This is a genomic window from Companilactobacillus formosensis (assembly GCF_005405305.1).
GTDB classification, from domain to species: Bacteria; Bacillota; Bacilli; order Lactobacillales; family Lactobacillaceae; genus Companilactobacillus; species Companilactobacillus formosensis.
This window is the reverse complement of sequence record NZ_BJDU01000006.1, coordinates 195,070-210,410: the sequence shown is the minus strand read 5'-3', so window position 1 is coordinate 210,410 and position 15,341 is coordinate 195,070. Positions and strand designations below refer to the sequence as shown.

At 35.2% G+C, this 15,341-nt stretch carries 14 protein-coding genes and 1 tRNA gene; 3 read left to right on the top strand and 12 right to left on the bottom strand.

Features of this window, described 5'->3' with window-relative positions:
- On the bottom strand, positions 1–933 hold a 933-nt coding region (locus FFM65_RS08805; RefSeq protein WP_137610109.1), incomplete at its 3' end, for an RNA-guided endonuclease TnpB family protein.
- 203 nt (positions 934–1,136) lie between these two features.
- On the opposite strand from FFM65_RS08805, the gene FFM65_RS08800 reads away from it, so the two are divergent.
- The gene (locus FFM65_RS08800) at positions 1,137–2,096 is read left to right on the top strand and encodes a helix-turn-helix transcriptional regulator (protein ID WP_162897850.1); all 960 of its coding nucleotides are present in this window, start codon (positions 1,137–1,139) and stop codon (positions 2,094–2,096) included.
- Positions 2,097–2,132: 36 nt separating this feature from the next.
- Here FFM65_RS08800 and rlmH read toward each other — a convergent pair whose 3' ends face one another.
- From rlmH to yycF, 7 genes are all read right to left on the bottom strand, one after another.
- On the bottom strand, positions 2,133–2,612 hold the full coding sequence (gene rlmH, locus FFM65_RS08795) for a 23S rRNA (pseudouridine(1915)-N(3))-methyltransferase RlmH (RefSeq protein ID WP_119317065.1): 480 nt from the start codon (positions 2,610–2,612) through the stop codon (positions 2,133–2,135).
- Positions 2,613–3,070: 458 nt separating this feature from the next.
- A complete protein-coding gene (locus tag FFM65_RS08790) occupies positions 3,071–4,444 on the bottom strand; it encodes a S1C family serine protease (protein WP_119317064.1) in 1,374 nt (457 codons plus the stop codon).
- Between the two features lie 90 nt (positions 4,445–4,534).
- Positions 4,535–5,359 carry an MBL fold metallo-hydrolase gene (locus tag FFM65_RS08785; protein ID WP_162897849.1) on the bottom strand — a complete coding sequence of 275 codons (825 nt, stop codon included), beginning with the start codon at positions 5,357–5,359 and terminating at the stop codon, positions 4,535–4,537.
- Positions 5,331–6,146, bottom strand: a complete 816-nt coding sequence (locus tag FFM65_RS08780; RefSeq protein ID WP_119317062.1) for a two-component system regulatory protein YycI — start codon at positions 6,144–6,146, stop codon at positions 5,331–5,333. Before FFM65_RS08780 ends, FFM65_RS08785 begins: the two co-directional genes overlap by 29 nt.
- Entirely contained in the window at positions 6,147–7,460 is a 1,314-nt protein-coding gene (locus tag FFM65_RS08775; protein ID WP_119317061.1) for a YycH family regulatory protein, read from the bottom strand. It abuts the gene before it with no gap.
- Complete coding sequence (walK, locus tag FFM65_RS08770) at positions 7,450–9,345, bottom strand: cell wall metabolism sensor histidine kinase WalK (RefSeq protein WP_119317060.1); 1,896 nt, start codon at positions 9,343–9,345, stop codon at positions 7,450–7,452. Before walK ends, FFM65_RS08775 begins: the two co-directional genes overlap by 11 nt.
- 103 nt (positions 9,346–9,448) lie before the next feature.
- Positions 9,449–10,150, bottom strand: coding sequence for a response regulator YycF (yycF, locus tag FFM65_RS08765; protein WP_010018149.1), 702 nt, complete (start codon positions 10,148–10,150; stop codon positions 9,449–9,451).
- A gap of 178 nt (positions 10,151–10,328) precedes the next feature.
- On the opposite strand from yycF, the gene FFM65_RS08760 reads away from it, so the two are divergent.
- Positions 10,329–10,401: transfer RNA gene (locus FFM65_RS08760), tRNA-Lys, on the top strand.
- A 301-nt stretch (positions 10,402–10,702) separates the two neighbouring features.
- On the opposite strand, the gene FFM65_RS08755 is transcribed toward FFM65_RS08760, so the two are convergent.
- On the bottom strand, positions 10,703–11,245 hold the full coding sequence (locus FFM65_RS08755; protein WP_162897886.1) for a 5-formyltetrahydrofolate cyclo-ligase: 543 nt from the start codon (positions 11,243–11,245) through the stop codon (positions 10,703–10,705).
- Positions 11,246–11,413: 168 nt separating this feature from the next.
- Here FFM65_RS08755 and FFM65_RS08750 point away from each other — a divergent pair, with 168 nt between their 5' ends.
- Positions 11,414–11,689, top strand: a complete 276-nt coding sequence (locus FFM65_RS08750) for a hypothetical protein (RefSeq protein WP_119317058.1) — start codon at positions 11,414–11,416, stop codon at positions 11,687–11,689.
- Between the two features lie 40 nt (positions 11,690–11,729).
- On the opposite strand, the gene FFM65_RS08745 is transcribed toward FFM65_RS08750, so the two are convergent.
- The 3 genes from FFM65_RS08745 to mmuM form a co-directional block, all read right to left on the bottom strand.
- Entirely contained in the window at positions 11,730–12,473 is a 744-nt protein-coding gene (locus FFM65_RS08745; RefSeq protein ID WP_245954194.1) for an SLAP domain-containing protein, read from the bottom strand.
- Positions 12,474–12,591: 118 nt separating this feature from the next.
- On the bottom strand, positions 12,592–14,166 hold the full coding sequence (locus tag FFM65_RS08740) for a cation:proton antiporter (protein ID WP_119317057.1): 1,575 nt from the start codon (positions 14,164–14,166) through the stop codon (positions 12,592–12,594).
- A 215-nt stretch (positions 14,167–14,381) separates the two neighbouring features.
- The gene (mmuM, locus tag FFM65_RS08735) at positions 14,382–15,326 is read right to left on the bottom strand and encodes a homocysteine S-methyltransferase (RefSeq protein ID WP_119317056.1); all 945 of its coding nucleotides are present in this window, start codon (positions 15,324–15,326) and stop codon (positions 14,382–14,384) included.
- Positions 15,327–15,341: the final 15 nt, after the last annotated feature.

Sequence of the window (15,341 nt, the reverse complement as noted above, 5' to 3'; positions counted from 1 at the left end):
TGATTGATTAGCGATGGCACGTGATAGTTTATGATTACCAAGAAGATTTTTGGTTTTCAAATCTTCAATAACAATCAAATCATTATTCTCAACTAATTCGCGAGTTATTTTATGGAGATAGTCTTTTCTTTGATTAGTAATTTTCTCACTATACTTAGCTACCATTAGTTTAGCTTTCATATAGTTGGAATATTGTTCTAAAGGCTTTGGATCAATCAATCCAAATTTCTTTTTATACTGAATATCCTTTAGAGCTTGCGTACGTCTTCTAGCTAATCTTTTTTCCCAATAGCGTTTCTTTTTAGCAAGTTTCTTATCAAATCGGATAGTCTTATACTTACTTCCGTCTGAATAGATTACTAAATCAGAAACACCCATATCAAGACCGACAGACTTATTTGTCTTTGATAATTGAGTAATATCTTCATCAACCGTAAGAATGGCGTAATATTTATTAGTTGACGATTTACGTATAGTCACGTACTTGATGATACTAGGGATAGCCTTCTTGTTCTTATACTTCATTACTCCAAGTTTAGGTAATTTGATATAAGAATCATCAATGATTTCAACATTGTTATTAACAAATTTAGATTGATAACTTTGTTTTGGATATTTCTTACTTTTGAATCGTGGGAATTTACGTTTTTTACTAAAGAATCCCTTGTACGCCTCAAATAAGTCTTTATTAGAAACTTGTAAACTAGTACTTTCAGCTTTCTTTAACCAAACATGTTCTTTTTTGAAAGTTGTTAAAATGTAATTCAAGTCAAATGCTTTCAAGGATTTCAAATCAGGATTATTTTCATGACGTTTGATCATCATGTTTAACATATTGTTCCAAACAAAACGATTAGCACCAAAGTTGTATTCAATAAGTTCCTTTTGGTAATCATCTGGATAGATACGTAATTTAATGCCCTTTAAGACCATATGAACCTCCTCCCATGATTTTGTAGTGTAATTATATCACATTAGGGGAACGTATGTTTGTAAAAACATCTAAAATCGCATAATCATTGATTCATCACGGCAATAAATTACCGTGTTTTCTCAATTAGCGATTTTTATAAAGTCAAAAAATTGGGTACTATCATTAAACAATTATGATAATCTATTTTGCAGGGGGAATAATCATGAATTTATCAATCGAGGTATTCTTACAATTATTGGAAAATGAAGCTTGTCAAACCAAAGACATTGCTGCAAAGCAAGAGATTACTATTCGAACCGCTCAACGAGCAATTAAAGAAATCAAAGTTGCTTTCGATAAAAGTGCCGTTCTCAACAAATACTTTCAATTGAAAAAAATTGGTCATGCTTATTCTATTAATCAACGATATTTATTAAATCAAAATCAAGTATTAATTTTAATTGCAAGTCGTTCGCTAAATAGTACTGAATTACCACGATTGACTAATAAAATGTTAGATATGCTAACACTAGAAGAACGTTCAGTTGTCAGCGATTCCGTTATGACTGAACGTATTACTGATAATTATTTGACCGATGAAAGTTTTCGAATCGAAAAAATGGGTCAACTAGAGCAATACATTTATCACAAACAAAAAATTCGTTTCGTGTATACTGACCGCTATCCTTCTGAAGACCCTAATATTGAGACGATTGAAATGCTGCCGATTCACACTTTCTTTGATAACCTTTACTTCTTTTTGATTGGCTTAGTCAAAGATACACACGAGTATCGCACCTTTCGAATCGACTGGATGGATAATATTGAACCTATTCACTTCAAATTACCAATTGATCACAGCAAATACCACGACCATGGACAGGAGACACGTTATGAAGCCTTCGGTTATCAAGGTAAAAAAACTCGTATTCAATTCGAATATTACGGTTATTTGGAATATATCAAGGATATCTTTCCTAGTTGCAAAGTCATTAAAACCATTGATAAACCAAATCGTTTTAATTTTTCGGTTAAAATTTTGGAAATTGAAGTTAATTACTCGGATGGAATCAAGTTGTGGTTATTAGGTGAGACAACTATTCTTCGTGTCTTATCTCCCAAATCTATTGCTGACGATATTCGCGACACTTTACGTGAAGGATATGAAAGATATTTAGAGTAAAAAAACAGCCAAAATTGGCTGTTTTTTTCGTAGTTTCTACTTGTGATAAGTTCGATGATTGATGATCATGAATGAACGATAAATTTGTTCAGTTAGAACTAAACGCATTAATTGATGTGGCAAAGTAAATTTACCAAAACAGATACTCATATCGGCTCTTTTGACAACTTCCGGACTGACGCCTAATGATCCACCGATAACAAAAGTAATATCAGAAGTTCCGTATGTAGACAAGTCATCAATTTTTTTGGCAAGTTGTTCAGAAGTGAGCTCTTTACCCCTTAAATCGAGCAAAATAACAAATTCCTTGTCTTTGATTTTGTTTAATATTCGTTCTCCCTCAATTTGTTTCACTTTGAGGTCTTGAGCTTCACTCAAACTTTCAGGTGCTTTTTCATCTTGGCACTCAACTATTTGAAATTTGCAAAAAGCTCCCAAACGCTTGGCGTATTCAGCAATACCGGCCTTAAAATACTTCTCTTTTAGCTTTCCAACTGTAACCATTTTAATATTCATAGTAAAAAAATCTCCTTACTTCTTATGATACGAAAATATTCTAGTATTGCCAAATTTATTTAAAACAACGAATTATCATGACTATTCCCTTGTGCACAAAAAAATAAATGTTTGTCTAATTTTGTGTAACAGTTATTATTCCCAGCGTTATAGGAATTATATACATAACGTCTACTTTAGATTAAAATTTTATCCACAGCTGTGGGTAACCCTGTGGATAACTTTTATCCCTTGATTTTAGTGGGTTTTTAGTTAGTTATTCACAATTTTTAATCACTTGTGGATAACTACTAATTATTAGTTTTCTGAAAAGTCGAAATAAATTTCAAAAACTTTCATAAACGTTCAAAAAAATCCGTGAAACCACTAATTTAGGATTTACTACAGTTTCATGCCAAATGGTATCTAACAAAAAAGACCTAATCATCAGATTAGATCTTTTAATTTATTAATTCATTTTATTCACTAGTTTGTTTCGTCAAGTGAACCTTAGCCGTATTCAATTTACCGTTGCGATAGTATTGAATATTAACCGTATCACCGACTGAATGTGAATATAAGGCTGTATGCAAGTCTGCAACCGATGTTACCTTCTTGTCGCCAAGTTTAACGATAACGTCGTACTTCTTCATACCAGCAGCTTTAGCAACTGATCCTGAAGTTGTGCTGTAAACTACAACACCTTTAGTTACATCGTCAGGCAACTTCAAACTTGATTGTGATGAATCTGTAATTTGATCTAGATCCAAGACCCTAATACCTAATGATGGTCTTTCAACTTTACCATTAGCAACTAATTGATTGATGATCTTAACTACTTCATTACTTGGAATAGCAAAGCCCATTCCTTCAACGGAAGTACCATCAGTATTTGAAGCCAACTTCATCGAATTGATACCGACAATTTGACCAGCAGCGTTAACTAGCGGACCACCAGAGTTACCAGGGTTGATTGCGGCATCTGTTTGCAAGACAGTTGCTTCACCAGTAGCTTGACCAGTATTTTGATCTTGAGTTGTCACAGTTCTATTTGTAGCAGAGATAATACCTTGAGTAACAGTTGTGGCATATTCACTACCTAATGGAGAACCAATGGCGATTACTGGATCTCCTGGCGATACGTTATCGGAATTACCGAATGAAGCTGTGGCAGGTACTTTATTACCATCGATCTCTAGAACGGCCAAATCGGTTGTAGCATCAGTACCAACTAATTTAGCAGAAACCTTAGTACCATCTTCCAAAATAACTTCCAATGAATCAGAGCCAGAAACAACGTGATTATTAGTTACAATGTAACCTTTGCCATTTTGTTTAGCATAAATCACACCAGAACCTTCACTGTATTCTTGTAAATTACTATTGGAACTTGAACTCGAATCTGAAGAATCTGAATTTGAGTTAGAATCGCTGCTCCCATTCTCATCCGTTTGACCTTGGGTACTATCAGACGAGCCACTGTCACCAAATAAATCACCAAAAATTGATGAAATATCTCCGTCACTAGATTGCTCCTGTTGCTTTTGAAGATTAATAACTGAAACAACTGCGCCATTAACCTTCTTATAAGCTCCAGACATCGAACTGGATGTATTTACCTTCGTGTTGCTTACTTGCGTTGTGCCGGCAGTATTTCCAACTGAGGCGGTATCAGAACTGTTGTTACCAAAGTATGTAAAACCGGCAAAGGCAACAACAACACCTAAAGCGGCCGAAATAAAGGCAACGATTCCCATCTTGAGCAATGAGTTATGGGATTGATTATTATTGTTATTCTCACGTTTCTTATCATTTACTCTTGATTCAGGTTTGTCTTGATTATCATTATTCATACAATTTCACTTCCCCACACCATTTATTAATTCTAATATATCGTTGAATTATGAAAAAACTATGAACGTCTTATGACTAAAATGTTTATTTTACAAAGCAATCAGAGGATCAGCCACTGCTGGGTCGGTATCATGAATCTTAAAATCATGGCCAACGCCAAAATCATGATCCTCCAAAACTTGAGTAACTTCTGTTCTGGCAACTGCTTTAGTATTATTCTCATGGCTCAAATGACCTAAGAAAATTTGCTTCGTATTATTGCCAATAACATCCATCAAAGTATGTGCGCCATCTTCATTAGACAAATGCCCTTTTTCACTCAAGATACGTTGCTTCAAAGGCCATGGATACATCCCTTCGCGCAACATTTCAACATCGTGGTTGCATTCCATTAAGTAACCGTCCGCATTTTCAATCGTCTTTTGAACCCGTTCAGAAACATATCCTGTATCAGTCAAAATGACGAACTCTTTACCGTTGTGATAAAACTTATAAAATTGCGGATCGACGGCATCATGTGAAACTGAAAAGCTCTCAACATCCAAATCATCTAACGACAAAACTTTGTTGTGGTTAAAGACATTGATCTCATCTTCAGAAATTTTACCAATCTTAGGCAACATTGCTTCCCAAGTCTTTTGATTAGCATAAACATTGAGATTATAGCGTCTAGCTAAGACCCCAACGCCTTTGATATGGTCAGTGTGTTCATGGGTCACAAACAGTGAATCGACCGTATTGATATCTTTTCCGATACTTTCCATGGCACGCTTGATCTTGATTCCTGACAGACCGGCATCGACTAACACACGGTGCTTGGGCGTTTCAATATAAGTGGCGTTTCCAGAGCTGCTGCTAGCCAGAACACTGATTTTTAAACTATCATCATTGGGCATTGTAACTACTATCTCCATTTGTTGAACTCTTAATTATATTACCAGTAAAGGCATTGACCTTTTTGGTAGTTGAAACTTTACTATCTTTATTCTTAATCGTCACGAACCAAACTGGTATGTAAATCGTGCTACCTTTGGCCTCCAATAATTTCGTATAAGCTAAATTAGCATAAGCAATTTTCGAATTATTAGGAATCTCCGAATTAGCATAAAGGTTCGTAATGACATCTTTTTCACTCTTGATCGATTGTCTTTCGTGCAAAATTATCATCGATCTAACATACGTCTGAGTATAACCTAACACTTCACCGTTAGAAATTGTAAAGATAAGCTGATTTGTTTTATCGTAGACATCCCCCAAATTGCTAGTAGAAACATAAACCATTTGTGAATGGGTCGATAATTGTGGCGCATACTTATAATTTTTACCATACAAGACATTGCTCTCTTTTTTGATGAACTTATCCATAATCTTCTTACGATTGCTTGAAGTAACAGGAATTGGGCTTTCCAAAGTACTTGATAAAGTATGGTTTACTTCTTCGTACTCTACTTTTTGATCTTGGAGTTTGTTGGAATTTTCTTCCAAGTCATCACTAGGCTGTGAGCCCAAATAATAGGCATACCCACTCTTAGAATCCAAACTGCCAAAACTTATATTACGTTTACGCATTTCAGCAACTGTGGAAGTATTGTTGCTCGTGCTGCTGACCAATTGTTGACTATTGCGAAAAGACAAGAATAAAAAGATATCTAACGAGAAAAATACTATTAAGAATATAACTTCGATTCTTTTAAAATCCATTTACTCTTCCTCCGCAGTTTGATTTGTCCAATCTTCATAAGCTTTCCAGTGACCATCGATCTTGATGTAATACGTTGGTTTCAAGTCAACGACCTTCTCATTATCAGCTTCTGTTTCCCACTGATAGCCAACTTCCAAGCCTTCAATATCATTTAGAGAAAAACCAGCTTTTTGAATTCCCTTGAAAATATCGTTCGTGGATTTCAACTTAGTTGGTGACTGGTTAGAAGGAACCGGCACTTCTAAGACTGTATTAACAAAATGTTCGGTACTTCCCTGACGACTGAATTTGATTTCAATCGAACCAAATTGGCTCTTCTTAAAGATTGGGAAGCCTTCAACATATTCTCTAAAGGTCAAATCCTTATTCTTCCAATTTGCATTGTACAAACGTAAGTTAGAGATCGAATCCTGTAAATTAATGACCTTCTGATAACCACGTTGCAAGAAAGCTAACTGATTCTTTGGTACAGAGGTATCCGTATAATCAGAGAACGTCAATTCATCAGTATTGTGATCTGAAACTAGACGCTTTGATTCACCATAGTTATAGCTATAAACCCCATTGTCTTCAGTAGTTACTAAGCCACTAGTATTCGAATCAAACAAGGCAGTCGTATATTCACCATCTTTTTTACCATTAACTACGTATGAATATGACTGTAATTTAATGGGATTGGTATATGAAGTAAAGACACCATGTTTCATGATATCTAATCTAATCTTCAAATTAATATTAGCTTTTTTAACAAGCTTAGTGATTGGTGATGCAGAAGCATTTCTTACTTTAGCTTTGTAGACGGCATAATTATTATCATTAGCTAAATAAATATTTTGGTCTTTTTTGTCTTTCAAATTAATCAGGATACGATTAAATTGTTTACCATTTTCATCCTTGAGACTGTCGTTGTTCAACAAATATCCCAAAACGTTGGCCGTTATAGCGGTTGGATAAACCATCTGAATCGTATTTTTAGCTTGAATAACCTTTTGATAGTAAGCTCCATCTTTCTTTGTTACTAGCTTAGGATTACCAATTTTCCAATCTTGCATTATTTTTTGAATACTTAAAGAAATATTTTCATTACTGTTATAAATCAAGTGTTGATCATCTTCATCATGCCACATGACTGATGTTGGACTGATAACTTGATTCATTGGTATTTCGTTTTTATTCGACTCAGCGTCAGTTACGTCGATATTTCGCCCACGTTGATAGCGAGCAGTATTGGTCCAAATAAAGAAGGACAGGACAATACTAGTAATTACGGCGATAACTAATAACACTTGGACAACTAAACGGCTAAATTTCATCCCATTCTCCTCCTGTTTCGTTAGGGTCAAATGGCAAGGAGATGTAGAAAGTCGATCCCTTACCTTCAGCACTGTTTACCCAAATTCTTCCTTTGTGCTGTTCAACGATTTCCTTAGAAATAGATAGTCCCAATCCGGTACCACCTTGCTTTCTAGAACGTGCCTTATCAACACGATAGAAACGATCGAAGACTTTCTTAATATCCTTTCTAGGAATACCTAGACCTTCATCGGAAATGCTAATAATAATGTGTTTATTAGTTTCCAACAAACGGCAAGTGATCACGCCACCATCTGGTGAATACTTAATAGCATTGTTCATGATATTATCGATCACTTGAGTCATTTTATCGGTATCAATTTCGACCCACAAATCTTTACTCGTGAAAATTCGCTTGATCCGATAATTTTTGACGACTTTTGTATCGTCTTCTTTAGCATCAGCTTTTTCCTTTTTCAACATCATATCAAATCGATCCAAAATATATGAGAAAAATTCATTGAAGTTGACTAATTCTTTTTCAAGTTTCGAACGACCTTGATCCATTCTTGACAAACTCAAAAGATCTTTGATCATTCGAATCATACGGTCAGTTTCTTCAGCAGTAACTCCTAAGAACTGTGGAGCAAGCTTTTGGTCTTTCCAAGCACCATTGTTCAAAGCATCGATGTAACTACTGATACTAGTCAATGGCGTTCTCAATTCGTGTGAAACGTTAGAAACGAACTGACGACGTTCACTATCAATTTTTTGTTGTTCAGTGACATCATGTAGAACACAAACCATACCACTGATAAAACCACTGTTTCTTTGAATCAAGGAGAAATCAGCGTTCAAAATCAATGAGTTATCATCGCCGGTATCGTAATCTTCACTATTGTCATTAGTTTCAATAACCATTGGATCTGGATTTTCCAACAAATCATCAAAGCTAGTTTGATCAGAAATACCCAAAACTTCAACTAATGGTTGACCAATGGCCGCATCTTCATCTTTATCCAAAAATTCCTGAGCCATTTCATTGATGACCGTTATATTTCCTAAACGGTTCGTTGCAATAACCCCATCAGACATCTGCGTGAGGACACTATCCAATCGCCTTCGCTCAGACTCCGAATTTTCCGTCGCTTCTTCAACTTTGACAGACAAATCATTGACCGCCATAGCTAGTTGTCCTAATTCATCAGGAGAATAGACACGAACCTGACCAGAATAGTCCCCTTCAGCCATTCTGACAGCCTGTTGCTTCATTTCATCAATCGGACGGGTAATTGCACGAGAAATGAAAATGGCAATCACAGCCCCTAATAAACCAGCTACTAAAGAAGCGGTTAGGAAAATCAAAATAATATTATTAATACCTGTATAAACTGATTCCATTGATGCACGAACATAAATAGCACCGACAACTGTACTATTATCCGGCGAAGTAACTGGTTCAATTGATTCATAGGAACTTCCAGTATCTTTTTCATAATAAATTTGCGTAATTTTTTTATCAGTCTTAATACTTTGCTTGATATTATCTTTTAAAGTCTGTGTCCCGATAATATTATTACCTTCAGAATCCTTAGCCCCCACAATGATTCCAGAACGGTCAACTACCTGTACGTCAGTAATATCGGTGCTGACACGCGTATAATCTTGAATAGCATTCCCAATATTTTCACGAGTATGTTGATCATTATCAGTCAAATTTTCTGAAATCTGATTGAGCGTATAAGCAGGAACGACAACCGAATTTTCAAAGTTAGAAACATTTTGCTCTTCCAGTTGACGCACAAAATAAGCCCCAATGATTTCAATTGTGACTATCAAAATTAAAATAAACGATAATCCGATTTTAAAGTTGATCGAATGTAAAAAGACAAATCTATTTTTCACTATATTTCCACCTAAACAATACAGACTTAATTACATTATACAGCTATGAGGATAACAAAAAAACTGACTCGCTTCTTATAAAAACGAATCAGTTTTTTAATTTTTATTCGGCGTCAGGGTCTCTTAGATAGTACCCCACACCACGTCTAGTCATGAGCCATTCTGGTTGACTAGGATTATTTTCAATTTTTTCGCGCAAACGTCTAACGGTAACATCAACTGTTCTAACATCACCAAAGTAATCGTAGCCCCAAACTGTTTGAAGCAAGTGCTCACGTTTCATTACTTGACCAATGTGTTGTGCCAAATAATGCAATAATTCAAATTCACGGTGTGTTAGTTCAATTTCTTTACCATTTTTCGTTACGGTATATGCATCGGGGAGAATGGTTAAATCACCAATTTTAATCTCACTACTCTTTGCCTCTTCGCTATGTGCATGTGTTTGAGTTCTTAAACGAGCTTTGACACGAGCAACTAACTCTCGATTGGAGAAAGGTTTAGTGACATAATCATCTGCCCCAAGTTCTAGGCCAATAACCTTATCAATTTCGGTATCCTTAGCCGTTAACATAATGATTGGAGTATCTTTAGTTTTTCTGATAGTTCTAGCTACTTCAAGACCGTCAATAACTGGAAGCATCAAATCTAGCAAAATCAAATCGGGATCATCCTCTTCAACTTTGTCCAATGCTTCTTGTCCATCAAAAGCAGTTATGACTTCGTAGCCTTCATTTTCCAAATTATATTTAACAATATCGGAAATTGGTTTTTCATCATCTACTACTAGAATTTTTTTAGCCATATATTTATCTCCTTGACGTGAATATTATACTAGTTATTTTTCATTAAAACAAAGCCACCATAAAGGCAACTTAATTTTTTTGAATTTTTTTTAAAAAAGTACTTGCTATTAATTTTGAGCCTATGGTATTATATATCTCGTTGGTTGAGAGAGATAAGCAATCAACACGAGATCACATGGGTGTTTAGCTCAGCTGGCAGAGCAACGGACTCTTAATCCGTGGGTCCGGGGTTCGATCCCCCGAACACCCATAAGTTTATCGCTTAAGCAGTTATGTTAAGGAATTATCCTTGATATAACTGCTTTTTCAGTTCCTTTAAAAATTGCTTCCTATATATAATGTTAGTTGTATTCAATATTAGAAGCAAATTTGTGAGAATTGACACTCTTACGACCTGAGTGATTATTCTAACATTTTTCGATTGATACACAAAAAAATTAGTTTATTACCTATATTCAAAAAAAGATGATTAGCTTTCAACCGCTAAAAATAAATATTCCAAAATAATCGGGTTTGATTATCTTGGAATATTTTTTTGTGGACTAATAATTTTAAACTAAAATCAATTTTTGAATCTTAATATCATATTTATCAATTTCCCAATCAGCAGTTTCAAAAAGCATTGTTGAAGGAACTAATGTCACGGTCTTTCCGGGATATTTTGCTAAGAAACGATCATAATATCCGCCACCAAAGCCAACACGATAATTGGAATCTTTGGCAAAAGCTAAGCCTGGAACGAGCACCAAATCTGGTGTTTGATTGACTAACTCTTCATTATATTCTGGCTCAGGAATTCCAAACTTACTGACAACTAAATCATCGCTACTCGTAAATGGTAAAAAGGCCATTTGACGATGTGGCATCGTTTTTGGCAAATATACTTTTTTCCCAGCTTCTTGTGCGGCTTGTATGATTGGCGTTGTAGGTACTTCCATTGGACTGCTAACGGTTGTAGCAATCGATTGAGCATTTTTCCACTCTGGCAATTCAACTAATTTTTTTAGTAATTCTAACCCCTCAGCTTTAGTTTGAGCTTGGTTTTCATTTAATCTTTTGATCTGTTGTTGGCGCAAGGCTTTCTTATCGATAATAATCCCCTCCGTAACTTTTTTCGTTATATTATTGTAATCCAAATCGATACCAAAACATATTATGAGGATTTCTTCGCAAAATATTCAAACAAAATTTATTTTATATTCAATTAATTTAGTTATTATTACTTTAACAATTAATCAATCGAAAAAACGGAGGATTTCCAAATGATTTTTTCTAAAAAAACAAATGGTGTCGTTATCGAAAACAGAAATATCGACTTCCAAAATAATCAGATCTCCATCAAATTACACAATTTAACCCATATTCCTAAGGAAAAGGACAGCTACAACGTTTCTTTTGCTGGAATGAAGGGCTATCATGCGATTGAGTCAAAAGGTATTCCCGATGAAAATAACATTTTAACTTTTATTATTAATCGTCACGATTATAAGAAAGTAAAAGTTGGTACTAGAACAAAAATGAGTCCTGTTAAAGCGTAAATTTACACTTCAACAGAGCTCATTTTTTATTTATAACTTTTCAATTAACTTCGGTTGCTATTACATATTCATTTGTAGCTACACGATAATAACCGACACCGCCAATATCGGTAAATTCATCCGTATACCAACTAGTATTTGGAGCCAAGGCACGATCACCAATCAATTGTCCATTTTCATCATACAAACGTGTTGGAGCTCCGCTTGGCGTTGTGACGATCTCGCTTTCAGAATAAATTGGTGAATTTTGATATGGACGAACATCTACCGCACTGACGTATTCACCTGTGGCAACACGATAAAAGGTCCCTTTAGCATTATTATCTTGCAGGTCGACTTTCCAGTTACTGTCCTCAGGTAAACTTCTGCCTAAAGGATTGCCACTCTCGTCATACAACTCTGCTCCAGATGCTGAAGTTACTTCGACTCCATCATAATTTCCAGCACTGATTTGTCCTTCTGAATAGCTTGTTTTTCCATCTAAGGATTCAAAATCAACATCCGAACTCTTGAGAAATTCATGAGCACCAACACCGTAATAAGATCCACTAGCCAAAGTATTCTCTAAACTAGTCTTCCACTCTGAACCAGCGGGCAAATAACGGCCTAATGGTTGGCCACTATCATTGTACAATTGAGCACTGTCTTTGGTTGTAACAATGGCTGTCCCAACATTAGTTAAACCATAATTGGCATCAGCTTTTGCCACAGTAGGAACGGCCGCAATACCTGAAGTTAATATTAACATTGATGCGTATAAAAAAATCTTATTCATTTTTTTCATAATATAACCTCGATCAAAAGCAATTCCGATAGATTTATTAACCTCTATCATCAGTTACATAATAAAACCTATTGATGAATTGATACCAAATTAAGAATAGCCATCTAGTACAGAATAATTATTCCGAAACCGTTGGTCCTATTACTAAGGTCTCTGCCAGTAGAACTTCTTTATATAATTCAAAAACATAGTCTTGATATTTAACTTCACTTTGCGAAATCATATCTAAATACTCTCGTTCTTGAGCTAAAGCATTCATGAAAGCACGCATTTCTAATTCTTTTTCCGCCCCAGTAAATTCAGGATGACGAACCACCCCTAACCACTGTTTAACGAAATCCTTCGTTCGAGTCTTCTGCTTTTGGGCCATCAAATCAAAGATAACCGAATTTTTAACGTTGTCTGGCAAATACATTTTATTAACAGCATCGATTGCTTTTCGAACCATATTGACCCTAATTTCATCCATCTCTTTGGCTATATCTTCATCGTCCACATCTTTATCAAGAATGAACTTAAAGGCAATAGTAGGTACTACTAAGCTCAAGATGATTAGAACACTTTCTGACATCAACACCAAATTGAAATCAGCCTTATTTACGTGAAATTCTGCCAAAGTATAAGCCAACGCTAACGTTACAGCACCATGAACTCCACCTAATGAAAAAATCCAAGCCGATCTATTGTTGAACTTTAGACGTAATCGACCGTAAATATATCTCGTGAAAATACCTATCAAATAAATCGTGACACCTATCAATAGCCAATTAAAAGAATTATTAGAGAATTTCTCTTGGCTGGCAATTTTGACAAACATAAATCCCAAAATGATAAAAACTATACTATTGAGTGTTTCAGTAACCATCGAAACCAAATCAAAACCCATATGAACTTGTGGTGCATTTAATAATTTGCTCCGTTGTGCTTCAGCGTTGTGAACTAAGCCGGCACAAACAACGGCGATGATGCCCGAAACATGCAATTCTTCAGCTAAGTAATAGAGAACGAATGGCGTGATTAAATATAGTAGACTTTGGGCATTCAAGGAATTAAATGATGATCGCAATAAAATTTGACGAAACAGTACCACTATCCAAGCGGCTAAGAAACCAAAAACAAGTCCACCGATAGCTGAAATCAAGAAATCAATCAACGTTTGTCCATAATTGATATAGCCATTAACATACCAAAGAATTGTCATATTTAACAAAATGATTCCTGAAGCATCATTAAATAATGACTCCATTTTCAAAAAGACACCTTCATCTTTAGGAATCTTCAATCCATTAGTCACAGATTCCATTGCCGTAGCGTCAGTCGGTGTACTAATAGCAGCCAAAATAAAAGCCAATGGCAAACTAATACCTGCTACTTCCCAAACACCAAAGCCGGCAATTATTAGACATAAAACAACTAAAACAACTGCCGTTTGGATAATATGCTTAACTTCTTTTCCCACTAGATTTAGTCGCGTTGCTTGTCCTTCAAAGAACAATAGCGGCGCTACAACTAAGCCAATAAATATTTCTGAATTAAAATTATCAATTTGACCACTGATAAATGGAGTAAAAGCTATGATTCCACCAATTGCCATACTGATATAACTTGCCGATATCTTAGTAAGTAATTGCCCCAAAAAAATACTAGTGATAGCAGCCAAAATTAACACAAAACTCGATATCATCAATCCCATGATTTTCCCCTATCTATTTTTCCAAATAAATATAGCATAATTGATGTGAAAAGCCCTTTAATAAGTATGACAAAAAAGATTCATCCCTTTTTGTTTAGCAAACAAATTGAGATGAATCTTTTTTCAATTTTATCTTTAATTGGCACAAAAATGTTTCACATGGAACATCTTGTGTTTTTATGAGTAACCATCACTATATATGGTATTCAAAAAAATCATGCTAAAAAATCAGCGATTTGTTTGATGTCTTCAGGAGTGGTACGACAACAACCGCCAATCAATTTTGCTCCAGCTTCAATCCACTCTGGCACAAGGTCAGTGAAGGTGTCAGCTTGAGGATTCTTTTGCCAAGTTTTTGTATCCGGGTCATAAATATCACCATTATTAGGATATACAATAATTGGTTTATCCGTTACTTGATTAATATTACGCACAACATCTTGTATATTTTCCAAATTTGTACAATTAACTCCAATCGCGGAGATTTGGTCAACGTCTTCAAAATATTTCACTGCTTCATATAAAGAAGTTCCGTCACAAAGAGTTTCACTATCTCGAATACTAAAACTTAACCAAGCTTGTTGATCTTTAAACTTATTTTGCAATAAATCAACTAAAGCTACTGTTTCATCAAAGTTAGGTTGGGTCTCAAAAGCAAATAAGTCTATCCCAGCTTGGTCTAACAATTCCATTCGTTGTAAATGAAATTCTTGATATTCTTCTTTCGTCAAATTGTAGTCACCAGTATATTCACTTCCATCAGCTAAGTAAGCTCCATAAGGTCCGACACTACCGGCTATTAAGGGATATACTTTTGGGGCACGTTCTTCTTTAGTCAATGAATTAAAGTATTGTTCTCTAGCTTTTTTGGCCAAATTAACTGCTTGAATAATTAAATTTTTACTATCTTTTTCGCTCAAACCTAATTCCATAAATTTGCCAACATTTGCTTGATAAGTATTAGTTGTCGCAAAGTCAGCACCTTTTTCAAAATAGCTCTTGTGAACAGCAGTAATGGCTTCTGGTTTTTCAATCATTGCTGTAGCTGACCACAAATCGCTATCCGTTTTGACACCACGTTTCTCTAATTCGGTTGCCATGGCCCCATCAACGACTAATCCAGTTCTGTTTTTTAAATTTTTGGTAATTAAATCACTCATGTTCATTCCTCCATG